Origin of the sequence: Micromonospora sp. NPDC005413 (assembly GCF_040606435.1) — a bacterium.
In the GTDB taxonomy this organism is placed as follows: Bacteria; Actinomycetota; Actinomycetes; order Mycobacteriales; family Micromonosporaceae; genus Micromonospora.
The window spans coordinates 58,016-76,862 of record NZ_JBEXEV010000018.1 but is presented as its reverse complement, the minus strand read 5'-3'; the positions used below and the strand labels follow the sequence as shown (position 1 = coordinate 76,862).

The following is an 18,847-nucleotide window of genomic DNA, read 5'->3' as shown; positions in this document are numbered from 1 at the left end:
TCTGGCCGACGGTGACGCGGTCGGCGTACCCGATGCGGGGGCTGACCGCAGTCGTTTCGGTGAACATCGTCGTCGATCCATGCCGCAGCTCGTCCACGTGTCGTTCGCCAAGCACTGCGCCGCCGTCGTGCGGCGGCGGCGCCAACCTGAATGAAGGTTGATCATCAAAGTCGTCAAACAGTCATACACCCTGCGTTCATTCCCAGTTCCTATGTAGTTCAAAGGCTGCTTTGAGGTCCACCTGGTTACGTCCCCTTCGTCCCGACCGTAATCAGATGGGCTACGAGGATGCGACTGCCGTTCCGACGACGTACCGTGCCGCCGGACCGCCCCGGTGGCGGTGAACCGCCAGACTCCGACCGTTCGACCCTGTCAGGCAACCAGGCCGAAGGCCGCAGCGACGATCACGTCGGTCACGCGCTGCGGGCACCGAGCAGGCTGCACGCCTTCAACCGCTACGAGATCAAGTATCTGATGCCGAGCACGGCCGTGCCCGTGCTGCGCAAGGCGCTCGCCAACCGGCTCGACGCCGACAGTCACGGCGTCGGCGGAGGCTACGGCGTCTGGAGCGTCTACTACGACACTCGTGATCTTCGCTTCTATTGGGAGAAGATCGAGGGCTTGCGATTTCGGCGCAAGTTGCGGGTGCGGCACTACGGCGACAGGTTGACCGTCAACGACGACAGCACGGTGTTCGTCGAGATCAAGCAGCGGGTCAACCGGGTCACTCAGAAGCGCCGGGTCGCGTTGCCGTACCACCTCGCTCGCGACCTGTGCGACCGCCGGGAGATGGTCGCGCACGAGCCGGGCCAGCGGGCGTTCCTCGAAGAGGTCCTGGATCTGCTCTGTCGGCTGGACCTGCGCCCGGTGGCGATGACCGGTTATCAGCGTGAGGCGTTCGTCGGTCGCGGCGCGGAGGCCGGTCTCCGGGTCACCATCGATCAGCGGGTTCGTGGCCGCGACCGCGACTTCCACCTCGGTGCTGACGCCGAGAACCGGCTCATCGTCCCGCCTCGGCTCGCCGTCGTGGAGCTGAAGGCGAACGAGCGGGTCCCGTACTGGCTCACCGACCTCGCGGCCGAGCTGAGCATGTCGGTGGTGCGGATCTCGAAGTACTGCCAGAGCGTCGAGGCGTTCGGCCGCGTACCCCGATCGATTTTCCATGTTTCCGATGACGACCCCGCCGACGCCCCCGTGCCGGCTGCTGTCCAAAGTGAGGTCTGACCCATGCCATTCGACGTCCAGGATCTGTCCGGCACGTTCAGCGTCGGCGACATCGCGATCGCGCTGTCGCTGTCGTTCGCGCTCAGCGCCATGATCGGCTGGGTCTACCGATTTACCCACCGCAACGTCTCCTACAGCCAGTCCTACGTGCAGACCCTCGTCATCCTCGGCATGCTCATCGCGCTGATCATGCTGGTGGTCGGGTCGAACATCGCCCGCGCGTTCGCCCTCGTCGGGGCGCTGTCCGTGGTGCGGTTCCGCAACGCCATCAAGGAAACCCGCGACGTCGGCTTCATCTTCCTGGTGATGGGCGTCGGCATGGCCGCCGGCACCAGGTTCTACACCCTGGCGATCGTCGCCGCCGTGGCGATCAGTCTCATCATCCTGGTGATGTACCGGTTCAACTGGTTCGCCTCCAGCATCCAGCGGCAGGTGGTGAAGGTTCAGGTTCCGCCGGACGGCGACTACACCGCAAACATCCAGGACATTCTCATCGCGCACACCAGTGAGTTCGAGCTGGTCAGCATGGAGTCGATCCGCGGTGGTGCGCTGACCGAGATGATGTATACCGTCCGGCTCAAGAAGGGCCACGGACCCGGCGACCTGATCACGGCCCTCGGCGAGCGGACCGGTGGGCAGCGGGTGACCGTGCTGACCGGCTACGACCAGACGGACCTGTGATGGCACCACCAGCACCACCGTCGGCGGCGCCCCCGCCCGCCGCCGTGCGGCGACGGCTGGCGCACCGGATTCCGGTGCGGGTGCGTCACTACTGGAAGCTGCTTGCCGCCTGCGCGGTGTTCATCCTCGTCTGCGCGGTGGTGTTCAGCACCGTGCGGGTCACGCCGCTGGTCACCAGTAGCGCCACCTCTGCCGACCAGGTCACCCAGAACATCGGCGGGACGACGGACCTGTTCGACGCGACCGTGGCTCATCGGATCACGGTGACCTTCCGCGGCGAGGACTACCAGCGGCTGCTCGACGAATTATGGGAGGACAACGAGAAGAGCTTCCTTGAGGCCGACCTGACGGTCGACGGAACGCGCATTCCCAGCGTCGGTATCCGGTTGAAAGGCAACTCCACTCTCGCCGGACTGACCCGCAACGGCGAAGCCCGGCAGCGGGGATTCGGCCCTGGTGGTCCCCCAGGTGGTGGGCAGGGCCCTCAGCCGGGCGGCAACGGTCCACCCGAGGGCTTACCCGGCGGTGTGCCAGCGGGTGCGCCGGAAGGCGAGGCGCGGCGCGGCGCGGGTCCGGGCGGGTTCGCCCAAGCGTCGCTCAAGGCCGAGGAGCCGGAGACCCTGCCGTGGCTGATCCGCTTCGACGAGTTCGTCGAGGGCCGCCGCTATCAGGGCCACCGCGAGGTCGCCGCGCGGGTCGCCGGCATGGGTGGCGGCACCACGGTCCTCAACGAGGCGGTGTCGCTGCACGTGTTGGCCGCCGCCGCCGAGCCCGCCCAGCGGTACGCGTACTCGAGTTTCACCGTCAACGACCGGCCCACCACGGCCCGGCTCATTGTCGAGCACCCAGACGAAGGCTTCGCCGACACGCTGGGCGGCGACGGTGTGCTGTACAAGAGCCTGGCCACCGGCCAGTTCACCGACCAGGGCGACGACCCGACCAGCTACACCGACGACTTCAAACAGATCACGATGAAGGGCAGCCAGGATCTCCAGCCCGTCATCAACCTGATCAGGTGGGTGAATACCAGCAGCAACGCCGACTTCGATGCCCACCTGGACGACCACGTCAACGTAGAGGCCTTCGCCCGCTACCTGGCCGTGCAGAATTTACTGCTCAACTTCGACGACATGGCCGGCCCTGGCCGCAACTACTACCTTTGGTACGACCTGGACACGAAGAAGTTCACCGTGGTCGGCTGGGACTACAACCTCACCCTCACCGGCGACGCCACCCAGGGCCCGCACGACCCCAGTCGGATGGGCGGCCGTTTCCCGCCGGGCGGAGGCGCCCCACCCGAGGGCATGCAACTACCCGAGGGCATGCAACCACCTGAGGGCGTGCAGCCGCCGCAGGGCATGCCGCGTCCGGGCGGGGACGCCGCCGATGCGCAGGGTCGGTCGAACGGCTTCGGCGGCAACAAGCTCAAGGAACGCTTCCTCGCCAGCGCCGCCTTCAAGCCGGTGTACGAGAAGGCGTACCGCGAGCTCTACCGCAAGATCTACGCGGATGGCACCGCGTCGAACGCCGTCGAGACCATCGCCAAGGTGCTGTCCACGGTCACGGGGTACGACCAGCAGAAGAGCGCGGCGGACGTCGAACAACTGAAGACGCTCGTCCGGCAGCGCACCGAGCACCTCGCCAGTGACAGCGTCATCACCAGCGGGTGACGCGGTAGTCGGCTACGCGGCGCGGCACTGCGGGCGGCGGTGTGTGATGCAGGCAAACCGCCGCCCGCAGTCTTCCGCAGATCGGACCGGGCAATTCGGCTTAAGGCGTGGCGGTGGCGGTCGGGCGGAGGACCTCGCACGCCTGCATGGCTGCGGCGACCTTGGGGTCGGTCGTAGCGGGGTTGGCCTGAAGGTCGACACCACGATCGGAAAGGCAGTTGCGGTAGGCAGCACTGGCCTCGCGGTTGCCGCCCCCCGGGCCGCCGGGGCCGTTGCCTCCCGGACCGCCGGTGGGTCGCAGTGACGCGCAGGCATCCTGTGCCTTCTGCCAGGTCGCGTCGTCGACCCCTTGAGGCCGGAAGCCATCCATCCGTCCGCCGCCTGGCCCGCCGGACGGGAACCCGCTCGGACGCCCCGACGGAAGGGTGTTCGAGATGTCGATGCCCTGGTCGCGCAGGCAGCCGAGGTATGCCGAAACTCCCTCCGGCGCGCCTGCGGAGGCCTGGTCGGGGTCGCTCGATCCACCCTCATCATCCGAGCCGCAACCGGCCACCATGAGCAGCGCCGCCGACCCGGCGACCAGCGCCAGGGTCCATCGCGTGCGGGGAGACTGCCGCGTACGCAGAGACACAGTTCCTCCATCCTCGTCGTGCCGCCAAGGTCGGAAACGTTCTGCGGCACACCGGCCCATGTAACTCCCACCACCTCCGGGCCAGGTCAGGCCAAGCTCAAAAAACCCTTCGAATTCGACTCTGAGGAAACTCCTAGGTACGGCTCAGGGAGCTGCGAGGTGGGCCACCGATACTCGCCGCTTATGGGCTTCCTCCGAAGAAGATGGCGTGGCTACGGCAGGCTCGCCGTGTGCGGCCTCGCCGCGCTGGTCTTGCTCGGCGTCGCGGCGGTGGTGTGGACGTCGCACCGGGGAGGGCCGGTCCGCTCCGGCAACACCAGCACAGCGCGCGTCGACCGGGGCGAGGTCGTCACGGCTGTCGCGACGACCGGATCGCTTGAGCCGGCGCAGACCCGCACGCTCGGCTTCGCCACCAACGGCACGGTGACGGCGGTCAACGTACGCCCCGGTGACCAGGTGAAGACCGGTCAGGTGCTCGCCGAGATTGACGCCACCGCCGCCAAGGAGCGGGTGGCCGACACGCGGCAGGCGCTGAAGGACGCGGAGGAGGCGCTCGACGAGGCAGAGAAGACGAGCGACGCGGGGCCGGGCACCTGCCCCGTCGCCGCCGCCCGAATCGGGCAGGTCGTTCCGGTCACTCTGATTGCCAGTGGCGGCGCGACGCCGTTGCCGTCCACGACGCCGTTGCCGTCCACGACGCCGTTGCCTTCCACGACGCCGTCGCCTTCGGCGTCGCCGTCGGTGGCACCGAGCGGCCAACCGTCGCCGACGCCGACCCGATCGCTTCAACCCTCCGCGAGCCAGCCGCCACGCTCCGGTGCCGGCCAGAACCCGGGCGGTGGCCGGACACCCGACGGTCAGGCACCCGGCGGTCAGGTGCCGGGCGGCGGCCGGAATGCCGAGTGTTCCGGACAGCGGGCCGGAGATCCTGTGCTCGCCGCGCAACAACGAATGACCAGTGCCGAGGTCGCGTTGGCCGAGGCGGAGGATCAGCTTGCCGGCACCAGGATCAAGGCGCCGATCGGCGGCAAGGTGCTCACGGTCGCCGGCACGGTGGGTGCCGACGTAGGCACCGGTGGTGCGTTCGTCACCCTGGCCGACGTGGCAGGCATGCAGGTGGCGGCTGATGTTCCGGAGGCCTACGCGGGCCGCTTGGAGATGGGCCAGGACGCGACGGTCACGCTCGCGAATCGGCCGAACGAGGAGTTCGCTGCCCGCGTCGTGCGGATCGACCCGGTGGGCGCCGCCGACGGAGACCTGGTGCGGTACGGCGTCGTCCTCGCTTTCGAGGAGGTCCCGGCGGAGCTCCTCGTGGGCCAGAGCGCGAACGTCCGGGTGCGGACCGGTGAGGTCGCCGGTGTGTTGCGGGCACCGTCGGCGGCGGTGCGCGCCGATGGGACCGTCGTGGTCAGGACGGCCACCGGTAGTCGGGCCCGCGCCGTCGGCGTCGGGCTACGCGGCGACCAGTACACGGAGATCATCAGCGGGCTCATCGAAGGCGACGAGATCGTCACAGCCGGCGCAAAGGCAGGTCCTAGCTGACTCCGAGGTAGCTCCGATAGAAAAATGACGTGGCTGGACGGTTGACCCGAGTACTCGTCGTCGATGACGAACCCAATATCCGTGCCCTGCTGTCGGCGACGCTGCGGCTCATCGAGTTCGACGTGCGTGTCGCCGGCGGCGGGCACGAGGCGCTGGCCGCCGCGGTCGAGTTCGAGCCCGACCTGGTGGTGCTCGACGTGATGATGCCCGACCTCGACGGCTTCCAGGTCGCGCAGCGCCTACGGTCCGGGGCGGGACCGCACGTGCCGGTGCTGTTCCTGACCGCACGCGACGCGGTCGAGGACCGCATCTCCGGCCTGACCGTCGGCGCCGACGACTACGTCACCAAGCCGTTCAGTCTGGAGGAGGTCGTCCTCCGCATCCGGGCGATCCTGCGCCGCAGCCGCATCGATCCAGACGGCGACACAGCCATCCTGCGCTACGCCGATGTCGAACTCGACGAGGAGGCGCACGAGGTACGCCGCGGCGGCCGGCTGGTCGACCTGTCGCTAACCGAGTTCAACCTGCTCCGCTACCTGCTGGTCAACGCGGGCCGGGTGGTGAGCAAGGCGCAGATCCTGGACCGGGTCTGGAACTACGACTTCGGCGGCGACGGGCGGATCGTCGAGTCGTACGTCTACTACCTCCGGAAGAAAATCGACCGCTGGGAGCCGCCGTTGATCCACACGGTCCGTGGTGTGGGTTACGCGCTGCGCCGGCCCCCGGACGAATGAGAATGCCCAGGTGGCGGCAGTGGACGCTGCGGTCCCGCCTCGTCGTCGCCGTGGCCGCGCTGAGCGCGGTCGCCCTGGTCGTGTCCAACACGGCCGGCATCGTGCTGCTGCGTCAGTACCTCACCGACCAGATCGACAACCAGCTCGCCGGGATGCGCCACATCGCGGCCCGTCCGTTGCCGCCCGACCAGGCCGGCGACAATCCGTTCCCCCGCGGCCGATTCGACCTGTACCGCACCATCCTGTTCTTCGACGCCGACGGCCGCCAATTGCCGTCCCCGTCGCCCGACGAGATCTCACCACCCTGGGTGGGGGCGATCGCCGAACTGCGCGACAAGGCGGACAACGGGCCGTACACCGTGGAGTCGGTCGATGGTGGGGACCGCTGGCGGGTCACGGTGGTCACCCAACCCGACGGCGGTATGGCCGTCGCCGCCATCTCGCTTCGCCAGGTCGAGGCCACGGCAGACCTGCTGCTCGCCATCGACCTGGTCGTGATGATCGTCGTGCTGCTCCTGCTCGCGCTGGTCGCCGCAGCGGTGGTCCGGATCGGCCTGCGCCCGCTGATCAGGATGGAGAGCACCTCTACCGCAATCACCGCCGGCGATCTGACCCACCGGGTGGACGACGCCGACCCGCACACCGAGTCGGGCCGGCTGGGCATCGCGCTCAACTCGATGCTCGACCGGATCGAATCGGAGGTCGCCGCCAGGACCGCATCGGAGCAGCGGCTCCGGCAGTTCGTCGCGGACGCGTCGCACGAACTACGTACCCCGCTCACGTCGATCCGCGGCTTCGCCGAGCTGTACCGGCGCGGTGGCGCCCCACCCGGACGGCTGCTAGACGAGACGATGTCCCGGATCGAGGCGGAGGCCGCCCGGATGGGGCTGTTGGTCGAAGACATGCTGCTGCTGGCCAGGCTGGACCGTCAGCGGGAGCCACAGCGACGCCCGGTCGACCTGCTGGCGATCGCCGCCGACACGATCCGCGACGCGCACGCCCGCCGCCCCGATCGCCCGGTTCAGTTGGCCAACTTCGGCGGAGACCAGTGCGCCTTCGACCCGGTGACGGTGCTCGGGGACGAGCACGGGCTCCGCCAGGTCGCGACGAATCTGGTCGCCAACGCGCTGCAACACACGCCGCCGAACGCCCAGATCACCGTTCGGGTCGGTCGGCTGGCGACGTACCGGCCCCGCCGGCACCTCGCCGCCGTGGTCGGCGAGGAGCCGCCACGCCGTACGCCGGTCGCGGTTTTCGAGGTCGCCGACGACGGCCCGGGCCTACCCTCGCAACACGCCGGGCGCGTCTTCGAGCGGCTCTACCGGGCCGATCCGAGCCGAGCGCGGAGCAATGGCGGCTCCGGGCTCGGCCTGTCGATCGTCGCGGCGATCGTGAGCGGCCACGACGGCCGGGTTGAGCTGGAGACGAGCCCAAACCAGGGTGCCGCGTTCCGGGTACTGCTGCCTACCGGTTCCCAGTCAGCTTTGAGCTAGCGCGGGGCTTGCTCCGAGCCGCCTCCTGCAAGCTGTCGCGCATGCGCCACACCCTCCCGAGACCGGGTAGGCCGTCGTTCGCGCGACTGCGGACGTCGCCAGCCCTGCTCGTTAACCTCGTACTCGCCCTGGCGGTGGCCGGCGCGGCCACCTGGGCGTATACATCATTCAGCACCGCGAAGGCCGCGGAGCCGGGCTCCGGCGGCAGCCGCACCATCGCCGCGGCCCAGGGCACGGTCACGGCGATGGTCTCCGCCTCTGGCACCGTACGCAGCGCCTCGACGGCGAGTGCCACGTTCGGCACCTCCGGCACCGTCACCGCCATCCGGGTGCAGGTCGGCGACAAGGTAACCAAGGGGCAGATCCTGGCGGCGGTCGACGACAAGGCCGCGCGGCGGCAGCTGACCGCCGCCCAGAGCAACCTCGACGCCGCCGAGGCCGCTCTCGACCGGGCGCAGGACGCCGACGGCGACACCTCGGAGGCAGAGGCCCAGGTCGACCAGGCCGAACTCGACGTCGACGAGGCCGAGGACGCCGTGGCCGGCACCACCCTCAAGGCGCCGATGGCCGGAACGGTGACCGCTGTCAACGGCACGGTCGGCGGGTCGGCCTCCGGGTCCGCCAGCAGCGGTGGCAACGCTACGAAGGGCGGCGGCACCGCGCCGGGCGGCGCTTCCAGCGGCGGCGACACCGGGACCGCATCGTCGTCCGCGAGCTTCATCGAGATCGCCGATCTGAGCCGGCTGGAGGTCTCCGCCTCGGTCGCCGAGGCGGACGCCACGAAGCTCAAGGTCGGCCAGACCGGCACCGTCACCTGGAACGCACTAGCCGGCGCGCGGTCGGCGGCCAAGCTCGCCGCCATCGACCCCAACGCGACGACGGAGAACAACGTCGTGACCTACGGGGTCACGTTCACCCTCAATGACCTGCCCGAGGGTGTACGCGCCGGTCAGAGCGTCAACGTGTCGGTCACCGTCGGCCAAGCCGACATGGTCGTCTACGTCAACTCGGCGGCCATCACCAGCGCGGGCAACCGCCACACCGTCACCGTGCTGGACAACGGCCAACGGGTCGTCCGCGCGGTGGAGGTCGGGCTCAAGGGCGACAGCACGACCGAGATCAAGTCCGGGCTCGCCGTTGGAGAACAGGTGCTGGTCGCCATGCCGAGCGACTCCAATCAGGGGACGCGGCCGGGCGGCGGTTTCCCCGGCGGAGGGACAGGCCCCGGCGGTGGAGGGTTCCCTGGCGGCGGCCGCGCCGGAGGTGGCCGATGACCGTTCTCGACGTACGCACCGTCACCAAGGTGTACGGCCAGGGCGCCGCCACCGTCCACGCGCTGCGCGGAGTGTCACTGACCGTCGAGCGGGGCGAGTACCTGGCGATCATGGGTTCGTCCGGCTCCGGCAAGTCCACCCTGATGAACATCCTGGGCTGCCTCGACATCCCAACCGCAGGTCAGTACCTGCTCGACGGCGTCGACGTGAGCCGGCTCAACGACCGTCAACTCGCTCTGGTGCGTAACCGCCGGATCGGCTTCGTCTTCCAGTCGTTCAACCTGATCCCCCGCACGTCCGCGGTGGCCAATGTCGAACTCCCGCTGGCCTACGCGGGCATCAAGGCGGCCGAGCGTCGCCGACGGGCACGCAACGCGCTGGACATGGTCGGCCTCGCTCAGCGCGGCGACCACGAGCCCAACCAGCTCTCCGGCGGCCAGCAGCAGCGCGTCGCGGTGGCTCGGGCGCTGGTCACCGAGCCCGCGCTGGTGCTGGCCGACGAACCGACCGGCAACCTCGACAGCCGGTCGACCGAAGACGTCCTCGGCATCTTCGACGACCTACACGCCGCCGGCCGGACCATCCTGCTGATCACCCACGAGGAGGACGTCGCCGCCCGCGCGAGCCGCCTGATCCGGCTCGTCGACGGCCAGATCGTCACTGACGTACGGCAGCAGCGGGTGCTGGCATGAGCGCCTTCGAGGTGTTGCGTTTCGCCGTACGCGGGATCGGCGCCAACAAGCTCCGCTCCAGCCTCACCATGCTCGGCATCCTGATCGGTGTCGCGGCCGTGATCCTGCTGGTCGCCGTGGGCAACGGCTCTGCCCGCCAGGTCGCCGACCGGATCGAGGCACTGGGCACCAAGACCCTGACCGTGCAGGGCGTCGGCGGCAGTGGCGTCCTCACTCCGGCGCTGGCCGAGGCGCTGAACGACCCGGTCCTCGCCCCCGACGTCGCGTCGGTGTCACCCGTCAGCAGCACCCAGGCGACCTTGACCTACCAGGGCACCGACCATTCCGTGCAACAACTCGTCGGCAGCTCCCCCGGCTACTTCGCCGCCTCGAATTCGCCGGTCGGCGCCGGAGCCGCGTTCAGCGCCGACGACGTCGCGCAGGGCCGCCCGGTCGTGGTGATCGGGCAGACCGTCGCCGACGAGCTGTTCCCCGGCGTCGAGGCTGTCGGCAAGGAGATCACCGTCAACGGTGCCCTGTTCACGGTCATCGGCGTGCTGGAGGAGAAGAGCAGCGCCTCCGGTTTCATGGACGCCAACGATGTCGCGATCGCACCGCTCACCGCGGTCCAGCAGGCACTCACCGGGTACGGGCCGCTCACCTCGATCGTGGTCGAGGCCCGGACTCCGGAGAAGGTGACCGACGCCCAGTCACAGGTCTCGCTGATCCTGTCCCAGCGAATCCAGGCGCCCACCGCCTCGAACTCCCAGCCCTACCGCATCCAGAACGCCTCCCAGCTCCTGCAGACGCAGACCGAGACGGCCGACACGTTCACCACACTCCTCGGCGCGGTCGCCGGCATCAGCCTGCTGGTGGGCGGCATCGGTATCACCAACATCATGCTCGTCACGGTCACCGAACGCACCCGGGAGATCGGTATCCGTAAGGCTCTCGGCGCACCGCGCCGGGTGATCCTCACCCAGTTCCTGGCCGAGGCCACGATGTTGAGTCTGCTGGGCGGCGGGCTGGGCGTAGCGGCCGCGTTCGTCGGCAGCAACTTCACCATCGTCGGCGTACGGCCGGTCATCGTGCCCAGCTCGGTCGCGCTCGCTCTGTGCGTGTCGGTCGCGATCGGGCTCTTCTTCGGCAGCGTGCCCGCCCACCGGGCAGCCGGCCTGCGCCCCATTGACGCCCTCCGCTACGAGTGAACCCCGGGAGATCGATAGTGACTGCCACCACACTGGACGTCGAGCTGGCTGCCGCGGCTGACCGCCGCTGGTGGAACAGGACGACGGTCGTCCTCGCTGTGGCCCTGCTGCTCGTTGGCGGCCTAGTGGCCGGCATCGAGGTGCAGAAAGAGTTCGGCGCGCAACCCGCCGCCGCAGGACCGGGCGGATTCCGGGGCCAGGGCGGCTTCACCCCACCCACGGTCCTCCCCGGGGATGGCTCAATCGGCGGCGGCACCCAGGGCAGACCACAGCGCGCCAACACCACCACCGGCACCGTGAAGCTCGTCGACGGCACCACGGTCTATCTGCAAACAGAGGCCGGAGAAGTGATCACGATCCGCACCAACGGCGACACGTCCATACAGGTCCCCGGCCAGCTGAAGAGCTTCAAGGCTGGCGACAAGGTCAGCGTGGCCGGCGACACTGACGCGAGCGGCTCGGTGACCGCGTCGTCGGTCACGAAGACCAACTGAGGAGACGACGGTGGTCGGATCATCTGCGAACTGACCACCCCGCACGAGCTATCGCCGGCTCACTGCTGGTTTTCTGATGATCGCGATGCTGCGTTCGACCAGCGTGCCGATCGCGGACCTCTCAAGTCCAATGATCAGGTCGCCTTCCGGCCGCGCGCTGCTGCGATGCATGACCGGCGCGTCCGAACAGACCCGATCGGACGCGGAGTTGGCCGTCGACCTGACCAGGCGCCTCGGAGACGACGCACCGAGGCGATGGCGCTGAATGCGCTCGGCCGGGTCTGCCTGCGGCTGGGCCTATTCGGGGCGGGCGAGAGCCAGCATCGCCGAGCACTCGACATCGCCGAGCAGACGAGCTTCTACTGGTGCGTGGCGTCCGACCTGGTGATCCTGGCCGCGCAGGACTTCACCGGCAAGCCGGTCGCCCGGGTCCACCTGCCAGCGCGGGTGCCGCTCGGCTTCCACGGCAGTTGGGTTCCCGACGTGTGATCGGGGATGGAGGGACACCGGTTCCCCCGTGACCTCCACGATGTCTGCTTCGGCGGCAGCACAGACCTCGGCGGCCCATCCCGTCCGGGTCACGGCCGCCGACGGCCCCGCGGCTGAGCGCTGCCCCAGTGGGCCTCTGCCGTAGGGATCAGGGGTGAGCGAGCACCGGCTCCGCGTCGTCGGCGTCCCTGGCGCTTTTGGCGTCCTCGGTGACGGCTTGGTGTTTGGGGTGCGGGGTGTTCATCAGAAGGGTCGCCCAGGGCCGGCGTGGGCACGGACCGGAGCCAAGTGCCCACGGCGAACTCGATGCCCACGAAGGTCGCGCCCTCCGGCACAGGCGCGGTACCGGTCCTGGTCTTGGGGCCGGAAATGCCCGCGTACGCCCTGCCCTCGCGCTCCCAGAACACTAGGCCCCAGCACACCGCCGCAACGGAGGTCATCTCCACGACCTGCTCGCTCGTGCAGGTCCACACGGTGTCGATCCACGGCGAGTCGGACAGGCGCATCTCGAACCGCAGTCCCACGGGAGAAGGATATGTGCTGGAGCCTCGGACACCACCGACCGCGGCGCCGTCCGGCCCGCTCGCCCGGACCGTGCCGCAGCCGTGTGGCACCGCCAGCACCGCAATCCCGGTCCACGACCCGGCGATCGGACCGGTCGACGAACACGGTCTGATCGACTGCGCCGCCGCTCTTTCGGTGTCGCGCGACGACCCGGGCGTCCGGGGAAGCTATGCGACGCCGAGTGCGGCGACCGGGCGTACCCGGGTGGCGCGCAGGGTCGGCAGTAGCGTGGCGGCCAGGGTCACCACGGCCGCGCCGCCGGCGATCGCGGGATACATCCACGGCGGGCCGGCGGGGATCGCCGAGCCGGTCCTGACGATGCTGTACGGAACCGTCGTGGTCAGGGCGGCGACTGATCCGAGAACGACGGCGACCGCCGCCGAGATCAGCGACTCCACCGCCATCATGCCCAGCACCTGCCGCCGGGTGGACGCGATCAAACGCAGCAGCCCGAGTTCGCGGCGCCGGTGCCAGGTCGCGGCGAGCAGTGTATTCGTCACGGCGATCGCACAGAACGCGATGATCATGGCTACGACGAGGTAGTTCGCTGCGGCGAACTGCGGCGAGCCGGGACTGGCAGCGACCCGGCTGTCCTCCGTGGTCTGCATATACAGGGTGCCGACCGCGATCCCGACGAGCAGCGTGAGCGGGCCGACGACCGTGGTCGCCCGTGCTGCGCGGGCGCCAAGGTTACGCATCGCGAGCCTGGCCACGCCGCTGGGCACCACGCCGGCGGCGCGGCTCGCCGCGGCGACGACGGCAGGACTCAGCAGCGCCAGGCCGATCGCCGTCGCGATGCACGCCGGCCCGGCTGCGGCCGAGAGCATCGGTCCGTTGGCCGTGAAGAGGGTGCCGATCCCCGCACCGAATCCCAGCACGACGAACGCGATGCCGACGTGCAGGCGAGGCCGGGTGATCACGCTTGACCGGTCCGGAAGGTCGCCGGGAGCGGCCAGCGCCAGCACCGGCGCGACCAGCGAGGCCCGTCGGCCGGCTACCGTCGCCGCCATAACCGCGGACAGCAGAGACGTCAGCACGCCGAACGCGAGGGCCCGCCAGGTTGTCACCAACCCGGTGTCCGCGACGGCCACCCCGACGTCGGCTATCCGGGCGAGGAGGAACGAGCCGAGCCATATTCCCGGCAGCACACCGACGGCCACCGCCGGCAGGGCAACCGCGACGGTCTCCACCAGCACCGACCGGCGTACCTGGGCGGGGGTGGTGCCGATCGCGCGCAGCAACGCCAGCTCCCGCTCGCGCTGCTGGACTGAGAGGGACACCGTCGACACGACGCCGAACACCACGACGACCATGGTCCAACCGCCCATGATCGCAGCCAAGATGGCAAGCGTCTCGGACCCGCCGGACTGGTCCGCGACACCGGTCTCGGCCAGCGCGGCGAAGGCGGTCAGCAGCGCGGTCCCCGCGACGATCACGCTGGCGGTCGCGACGTAGGACGTGAGTCGGGCCCGAACCGTACGCAACGAAAGCCGCCACATCACCGACCACCATCCGTTCCGATGGCGACCCCGAGTGTCGCCATCCGCGCCGCCACGGCCTCGACGCTCGGTCGTACCAGCGTCTCCCTGACCTGACCGTCGGCGAAGAACACCACGGCGTCGGCGACGGAGGCGGCGACGGGATCGTGGGTGACCATCACGACGGTACGTCCGGAGACGTCGACCGCGTCGCGCAGCAGCCCGAGGACCTGGGCGGCGGCGCGGCTGTCCAGCGCTCCGGTCGGCTCGTCGGCGAAGATCACCGCCGGCTCGTTCAGGAGAGCGCGGGCGATCGCGACCCGCTGCTGCTGACCACCCGAAAGCGTCGCGGGTCGGGCGTCAGCGTGCCGGTCGAGGCCGAGCCGGGCCAGTACGTCGCGGACGGCCGCAGTGGTGACCCGGCGGCTGGCCAGCTCGGCCGGAAGCGTGATGTTCTGCCGGACGGTCAGCGTCGACAGCAGGTTGTAGGACTGGAAGACGAAGCCCAGCCGGTCGCGGCGGAAGCGGGTGAGCGCGGTCTCGTCGAGCCCCGTCAACTCGGTGCCGTCAATCGCGACGGAGCCGGAGGTCGGGCGCTCCAGCCCCGCCGCGCAGTGCAGCAGGGTGCTCTTGCCCGATCCAGACGGGCCCATGACAGCGGTGAAGGAGCGCCGAGGGAAGGCGAGCGTGATCCCGCCGAGCACGGCCGTGGCGGAGGTGCCGGACCGGTACGTCTTGACGACGCCGCGTAGCGCCACGCTCTGTGGCGTGACACGCTCCGCGATCGGCACGGTTGAGTACGGTGTACGAGTCATAAATACACCGTACCCGATCGGGGCGAGAATGGGCCAGGCTCTGCTCTTATGGCGTCTACGCTCAGTATTTACGTGGTGTGGGTCCGAACTTATCGACACGGAACCGCACCGCGGCTACACTTTTGTCACAAGCTTGAGTGCGTGACGAAATGGAGTGGCTGGCGATGGCAGGTTGCCTGGTGTGCGGCAGAGAGCTGCCCACCTCCGGACGCGGGCGTCCGGCGCGATACTGCAGCCGGGCGTGCCGTGCCCGGGCATATCGGGAACGCCTCGCCGAGAAGCAGTTCGGACCCGGGGGCGGGCTCCCTGGGGCGGGGCCACCCGGGCCGGGGCAACCCGAGCCCGAGCCGGCGCCGGCGATCGAGCCGGGCCTGACGGTGGAGCGCGTCGTGCGTGCCGCGATCAGTCTGGCGGACCGGGACGGCGGCGGCGCGCTCTCGATGCGCCGTGCGGCCGCCGAACTCGGCGTCGGCCCGATGTCCTTGTACCGGTATGTGCCGAGCAAGGAGGATCTCGGGGCGCTGATGATCGACGCGGTCTTCGGGGACCAGCCGCTTCCCGAGCCCGGGCCGGAGGGCTGGCGGGCGAAGCTGGAGCTGTCGGCGCGGCGGGAGTGGGCGATCTACGTCGACCATCCGTGGGTGCCGCAGGTGTTCGCGCTGACGACCCGGCCGCCGATCGCGCCCAGGATGATGGCCTACACCGACTGGCGGATCCACGCCGTCGACGGCCTCGGCCTCGACTTCGCCACGATGGTACGGATCGCGATCGCGGTTTCGACGCACGTACAGAGCGCGGCCTTTCCCCTCGCGCGCGAACAGTATGCGAGGAGCACCCGTTCGCAGTGGATCGACGCCCGGAGCACCAGGATCCAGGAGGCGCTCGACTCCGGCGACCTGCCGATGATCGCCCGGTTCGACGCGGACGCCCTCAAAGCGTCGGAGCCCGCCAGCATCTTCGAATTCGGCCTCCAGCGCCTCCTCGACGGCATCACGCCACTCATCCCCGCCGACGCGCGGCCTGTGGCCTGATTGCGGGTGTCGGCCCTGCACCGGATCAGCGGTGGTGCGGCGACATCGCCTACCGCCCACTTCGGCCTGCCCGAGCAGGCCCGGCTGGCGCTGATCGTCGCCGGCTCCTGGGGCGTCGGTGAACCGCCCCGGATCTTGTAGAGGTTTTCCGGCCTGGGAAGGATCGAGAGATGGCCGGAACCGGACGCCACCCTCGGCGCGGTCGCACACCTGGTCGGCTACGGCAGCTCGTTCGCACTCAGCGCGGCCTTCAAACGGGTACGCAGTCTCAGTCCGACCGAACACCGGCAGGCCATCGTGCCGCACGCAGCGGACCTGATGACGCCCGTGGGCTGACCTACGCGTTTCCGGTGCCTTAATGCCGTGCCGTCATTTGTCGCGCCCGGGGGACGACTACCGCTTGACGAGGCTAACGTTGTTAGCTTACGGTCTGGCTAACGATGTTAGCCAGACCCGAGGACGGTAATGATCACCAGCAGTTCCGCGTTGTCAACCCGTCCCGCGCGGACGCCAGGATCTGGTCGCGATCGGATCGCAAGGATCATGTTGTGGTTCGCCGCCGTCGGCGCCGTCGGCGCCGCGCTCACCGCGACCGGCACGGCCTGGGACGCCGATGGCGGGACCAAAGTCGTCGAGACCTGGCGAGCCTACGGCCTCGTCGTCTTCGCTGGCCTGTTCCTGCTGCTTTCGCTGGCACCGCGCGGCTACCGAGGCGTGTGGGAGCTGGTGATCTTCCACAAGGTCGCGCTCACGGTGACCGCCTTGTTCTACGCCGCCCACGGCGGCATCGCCGACACCACAACGATCGTCGGTTGGGATGGCACCGTCTCGGCGCTCCTCATCGGTGCCTACGTGTTGAGTCGCGGTTGGACGTCGTCCCCGGACCGTCGCGGCACCGCCCAACGCACCGGATGAGAGCCCTGGTAGCGATCCCGGCTTGCCCGAGGCGCTGGTGAACCGGCGCGCCGAGGTGATCAACGCGGCCGAGCGGATCCTGGAACGTGAAGGCCCAGACGCGGTAACCATGCGGCGCCTCGCCGACGAACTACGGATCCAGGCACCCTCGCTGTACAAACACATCGCCAGCAAGACCGAGATCGAAGGTGCACTGCAACAGCGCGCGCTGGAACGGCTCGGTGCTGTGCTGGCCGGGGCCAGCGCCGACCTCGCCACGCTCGTCGCCGCCTACCGGCGATGGGCGCTTGAGCACCCTCGCCTCTACGAGCTCAGTGCCCGCCACTCCCTGGATCGTCCACGTCTCGAGTCCGGCGTCGAGGCTGCGGCGGCCGCGCCCCTGTTGAGTATCACCGGCGGCAACATCGCAGCCGCGCGTGCCATCTGGGGCCTCGCGCACGGCCTTGTCGATCTTGAGTTGGCCAACCGATTCCCACCCAACGCCGACCTCGACGCGGCCTGGGCACACGCGATCAACGCGTTCGCCATCTATTGCACACCAAAGCCTGAAGGAAACCCGACTTCGAGGGTGGGCCTCCCGCCTGCAGGGCCGGCCACCCCTTCCCCGTGCGCGCGGTCCTGTTGTCGAACGGCATGAAGACCGCCCGCAGGGACGCTTACGGCGGAGGCCTGGTTACGGGGGCCAGCGCGCTTCTTCGTTGCGTGGCCCCGGGGCCACCCCGGCTACTCGCGAACTTTCGCGACCGCGACCGCGCCGACGCCGACCCGCAGGGACGCGGCGGCTGATCACCGTAGAAAAGCCAGCCCTACGCGGGCCATGGCCCAGGTACCCGGATCCATACTGCACCTGGCACCGCCCTCAGAGGAAGCGGCGACATTGATCTGTCGCATTACCCGGCGGTTGCCGGGTGGGACGCGGGGTGGCGTGGTTCCACCCGGTGTCTGTTCGGCGGCGCAAGACCGAGCGACAGCCGGTCGAAGACCGATCAAGCGAGCCCCTCTGACGCCAGTTCGCGAAGCTCGGGTGACAGTCCTCTGTCTGCGGCCAGCCGGACCAGCGCCTCGCGGCTCTCGGGAACCGTCCTGGTGAGGCACAGCAGCGCGACGGACTTCTCGGCGGCCATCCCTCGTTGGGCGTACAACTCGGCGAGTTCCATCGCCCACGGACGGAGCGACTCGACGTCATCAACCATGAGCCCGCACCAGTACAGAACCTGCTCCGCAATCCATCCGGAAATTCGGATGGTCCACCGCTCGGTGAAGTCCGTGGTGTCAAGTCCCCTGCGCGCGCACTCGGCCTCGGCCTCGGCCATGCGTTCCCTCGTCACGCAACTGGCGTAGTCCGTGAGGTTTCGCACCACAGCCCTGATCTCGACCCATTCCGGTTTCTCGCCCTCCCTGATGCTGAACTTGTCCGGTTCCGGAGGAGGTTCGGGCTCGGCGAGAGGCGCCGGTGGAAGACATGCCGCGAGTACCGCTCTGGCGTACGCCAGAGTCTCGTCGCTCTGCTCTGTTTCCGGGGGCCAGATGAAGCCATACGACCAGGAGTACGGCAGGGCACGTACCACCTCGGGAAGCAGGAACGACCCGTCCGCGGCCTCCTTCGACAACGCCTCGGTGGTCCGTCCCCGCTCGTGGTGTTCAGCCATCGTCACAAATGCTCCAGATACTCAAGCGGACCAGTAGCCGTGCCCGAACTATCGGCAATGGGGGTGCAAATCTGACCGCCACCGCGGTGTTGGCCGGTCGCTGTCACCTGGTGGTCGTGGTCGTGGTCGTACCCCATCCGTGGTGCAGGAGGTACGCGCCGACCGGGCGGTGGCCGCGCTGCGGCGCCTGGCCGCCCCGTACGCCCGGGTGGTCCGCGACGGTTGGTGGAGCTGACCACCCGGCCGCGGGCGTCGCCGACGCTGACCGTGGTCGCGCCGGCCTG

Annotated in this window: 19 protein-coding genes and 1 pseudogene; 14 read left to right on the top strand and 6 right to left on the bottom strand. The window is 69.3% G+C overall.

Annotated features, from left to right (window positions below; all coding sequences use genetic code 11):
• The first annotated feature begins 288 nt into the window (after window positions 1-288).
• Genes ABZS37_RS19690 through ABZS37_RS19680 form a run of 3 tightly spaced genes read left to right on the top strand, consistent with a single transcriptional unit; the run spans window position 289 to window position 3,575 of the window.
• A complete protein-coding gene (locus ABZS37_RS19690) occupies window positions 289-1,224 on the top strand; it encodes a polyphosphate polymerase domain-containing protein (protein WP_355170815.1) in 936 nt (311 codons plus the stop codon).
• A gap of 3 nt (window positions 1,225-1,227) precedes the next feature.
• Window positions 1,228-1,905: a DUF4956 domain-containing protein gene (locus ABZS37_RS19685; protein ID WP_355170813.1), complete on the top strand. Its 678-nt coding sequence runs from the start codon at window positions 1,228-1,230 to the stop codon at window positions 1,903-1,905.
• The gene (locus ABZS37_RS19680; protein ID WP_355170811.1) at window positions 1,905-3,575 is read left to right on the top strand and encodes a CotH kinase family protein; all 1,671 of its coding nucleotides are present in this window, start codon (window positions 1,905-1,907) and stop codon (window positions 3,573-3,575) included. Before ABZS37_RS19685 ends, ABZS37_RS19680 begins: the two co-directional genes overlap by 1 nt.
• Before the next feature lie 100 nt (window positions 3,576-3,675).
• Here ABZS37_RS19680 and ABZS37_RS19675 read toward each other — a convergent pair whose 3' ends face one another.
• Window positions 3,676-4,206 (bottom strand): hypothetical protein, encoded by a 531-nt coding sequence (locus tag ABZS37_RS19675; RefSeq protein ID WP_355170809.1) that lies wholly within the window; start codon window positions 4,204-4,206, stop codon window positions 3,676-3,678.
• 183 nt (window positions 4,207-4,389) lie between these two features.
• Between ABZS37_RS19675 and ABZS37_RS19670 the strand changes: the two genes are divergently transcribed.
• From ABZS37_RS19670 to ABZS37_RS19645, 6 genes are read left to right on the top strand one after another with little or no spacing between them, the layout of a single operon-like run.
• Window positions 4,390-5,748 (top strand): efflux RND transporter periplasmic adaptor subunit, encoded by a 1,359-nt coding sequence (locus ABZS37_RS19670; protein ID WP_355170807.1) that lies wholly within the window; start codon window positions 4,390-4,392, stop codon window positions 5,746-5,748.
• A 29-nt stretch (window positions 5,749-5,777) separates the two neighbouring features.
• Entirely contained in the window at window positions 5,778-6,482 is a 705-nt protein-coding gene (locus ABZS37_RS19665) for a response regulator transcription factor (RefSeq protein WP_355170805.1), read from the top strand.
• Between the two features lie 2 nt (window positions 6,483-6,484).
• The gene (locus ABZS37_RS19660) at window positions 6,485-7,975 is read left to right on the top strand and encodes an ATP-binding protein (protein ID WP_355170803.1); all 1,491 of its coding nucleotides are present in this window, start codon (window positions 6,485-6,487) and stop codon (window positions 7,973-7,975) included.
• Window positions 7,976-8,016: 41 nt separating this feature from the next.
• Window positions 8,017-9,249 (top strand): efflux RND transporter periplasmic adaptor subunit, encoded by a 1,233-nt coding sequence (locus tag ABZS37_RS19655; RefSeq protein WP_355170801.1) that lies wholly within the window; start codon window positions 8,017-8,019, stop codon window positions 9,247-9,249.
• Window positions 9,246-9,941 (top strand): ABC transporter ATP-binding protein, encoded by a 696-nt coding sequence (locus ABZS37_RS19650; RefSeq protein WP_355170799.1) that lies wholly within the window; start codon window positions 9,246-9,248, stop codon window positions 9,939-9,941. The genes ABZS37_RS19655 and ABZS37_RS19650 overlap by 4 nt, the downstream gene beginning before the upstream one ends.
• A complete protein-coding gene (locus ABZS37_RS19645) occupies window positions 9,938-11,128 on the top strand; it encodes an ABC transporter permease (protein ID WP_355170797.1) in 1,191 nt (396 codons plus the stop codon). Before ABZS37_RS19650 ends, ABZS37_RS19645 begins: the two co-directional genes overlap by 4 nt.
• A 207-nt stretch (window positions 11,129-11,335) precedes the next feature.
• Here ABZS37_RS19645 and ABZS37_RS19640 read toward each other — a convergent pair whose 3' ends face one another.
• Window positions 11,336-11,398, bottom strand: a complete 63-nt coding sequence (locus ABZS37_RS19640) for a hypothetical protein (protein ID WP_355170892.1) — start codon at window positions 11,396-11,398, stop codon at window positions 11,336-11,338.
• A gap of 479 nt (window positions 11,399-11,877) precedes the next feature.
• On the opposite strand from ABZS37_RS19640, the gene ABZS37_RS19635 reads away from it, so the two are divergent.
• Entirely contained in the window at window positions 11,878-12,111 is a 234-nt protein-coding gene (locus ABZS37_RS19635; protein ID WP_355170795.1) for a carotenoid oxygenase family protein, read from the top strand.
• A gap of 269 nt (window positions 12,112-12,380) precedes the next feature.
• Here ABZS37_RS19635 and ABZS37_RS19630 read toward each other — a convergent pair.
• From ABZS37_RS19630 to ABZS37_RS19620, 3 genes and pseudogenes are all read right to left on the bottom strand, one after another.
• A pseudogene (locus ABZS37_RS19630) lies at window positions 12,381-12,635 on the bottom strand (AraC family transcriptional regulator); the annotation flags it as partial.
• A gap of 207 nt (window positions 12,636-12,842) precedes the next feature.
• Window positions 12,843-14,174, bottom strand: coding sequence for an FtsX-like permease family protein (locus ABZS37_RS19625; protein ID WP_355170793.1), 1,332 nt, complete (start codon window positions 14,172-14,174; stop codon window positions 12,843-12,845).
• Entirely contained in the window at window positions 14,174-14,968 is a 795-nt protein-coding gene (locus ABZS37_RS19620; protein ID WP_355170791.1) for an ABC transporter ATP-binding protein, read from the bottom strand. Before ABZS37_RS19620 ends, ABZS37_RS19625 begins: the two co-directional genes overlap by 1 nt.
• Window positions 14,969-15,357: 389 nt before the next feature.
• Here ABZS37_RS19620 and ABZS37_RS19615 point away from each other — a divergent pair, with 389 nt between their 5' ends.
• From ABZS37_RS19615 to ABZS37_RS19600, 4 genes are all read left to right on the top strand, one after another.
• Window positions 15,358-15,999 (top strand): TetR/AcrR family transcriptional regulator, encoded by a 642-nt coding sequence (locus ABZS37_RS19615; RefSeq protein WP_355170789.1) that lies wholly within the window; start codon window positions 15,358-15,360, stop codon window positions 15,997-15,999.
• A 6-nt stretch (window positions 16,000-16,005) separates the two neighbouring features.
• Entirely contained in the window at window positions 16,006-16,140 is a 135-nt protein-coding gene (locus ABZS37_RS19610; protein ID WP_355170900.1) for a hypothetical protein, read from the top strand.
• Between the two features lie 402 nt (window positions 16,141-16,542).
• The gene (locus ABZS37_RS19605; RefSeq protein WP_355170787.1) at window positions 16,543-16,914 is read left to right on the top strand and encodes a hypothetical protein; all 372 of its coding nucleotides are present in this window, start codon (window positions 16,543-16,545) and stop codon (window positions 16,912-16,914) included.
• Window positions 16,915-16,936: 22 nt separating this feature from the next.
• Complete coding sequence (locus tag ABZS37_RS19600) at window positions 16,937-17,551, top strand: TetR/AcrR family transcriptional regulator (protein WP_355170785.1); 615 nt, start codon at window positions 16,937-16,939, stop codon at window positions 17,549-17,551.
• Window positions 17,552-17,900: 349 nt separating this feature from the next.
• Here the strand turns inward: ABZS37_RS19600 and ABZS37_RS19595 are convergent, their stop codons facing one another.
• Window positions 17,901-18,563 carry a hypothetical protein gene (locus ABZS37_RS19595; RefSeq protein WP_355170783.1) on the bottom strand — a complete coding sequence of 221 codons (663 nt, stop codon included), beginning with the start codon at window positions 18,561-18,563 and terminating at the stop codon, window positions 17,901-17,903.
• Window positions 18,564-18,847: the final 284 nt, after the last annotated feature.

What these genes read in the sequence shown, in the direction of transcription:
- ABZS37_RS19650 (WP_355170799.1), top strand. Translation starts at nt 9,246, where the DNA reads ATGACCGTTCTCGACGTACGCACCGTCACCAAGGTGTACGGCCAGGGC.
- ABZS37_RS19690 (WP_355170815.1), top strand. Translation starts at nt 289, where the DNA reads ATGCGACTGCCGTTCCGACGACGTACCGTGCCGCCGGACCGCCCCGGT.
- ABZS37_RS19635 (WP_355170795.1), top strand. Translation starts at nt 11,878, where the DNA reads ATGGCGCTGAATGCGCTCGGCCGGGTCTGCCTGCGGCTGGGCCTATTC.
- ABZS37_RS19685 (WP_355170813.1), top strand. Translation starts at nt 1,228, where the DNA reads ATGCCATTCGACGTCCAGGATCTGTCCGGCACGTTCAGCGTCGGCGAC.
- ABZS37_RS19595 (WP_355170783.1), bottom strand. Translation starts at nt 18,563, where the DNA reads ATGGCTGAACACCACGAGCGGGGACGGACCACCGAGGCGTTGTCGAAG.
- ABZS37_RS19645 (WP_355170797.1), top strand. Translation starts at nt 9,938, where the DNA reads ATGAGCGCCTTCGAGGTGTTGCGTTTCGCCGTACGCGGGATCGGCGCC.
- ABZS37_RS19680 (WP_355170811.1), top strand. Translation starts at nt 1,905, where the DNA reads ATGGCACCACCAGCACCACCGTCGGCGGCGCCCCCGCCCGCCGCCGTG.
- ABZS37_RS19655 (WP_355170801.1), top strand. Translation starts at nt 8,017, where the DNA reads ATGCGCCACACCCTCCCGAGACCGGGTAGGCCGTCGTTCGCGCGACTG.
- ABZS37_RS19625 (WP_355170793.1), bottom strand. Translation starts at nt 14,174, where the DNA reads ATGTGGCGGCTTTCGTTGCGTACGGTTCGGGCCCGACTCACGTCCTAC.
- ABZS37_RS19660 (WP_355170803.1), top strand. Translation starts at nt 6,485, where the DNA reads ATGCCCAGGTGGCGGCAGTGGACGCTGCGGTCCCGCCTCGTCGTCGCC.
- ABZS37_RS19605 (WP_355170787.1), top strand. Translation starts at nt 16,543, where the DNA reads ATGTTGTGGTTCGCCGCCGTCGGCGCCGTCGGCGCCGCGCTCACCGCG.
- ABZS37_RS19620 (WP_355170791.1), bottom strand. Translation starts at nt 14,968, where the DNA reads ATGACTCGTACACCGTACTCAACCGTGCCGATCGCGGAGCGTGTCACG.
- ABZS37_RS19670 (WP_355170807.1), top strand. Translation starts at nt 4,390, where the DNA reads ATGGGCTTCCTCCGAAGAAGATGGCGTGGCTACGGCAGGCTCGCCGTG.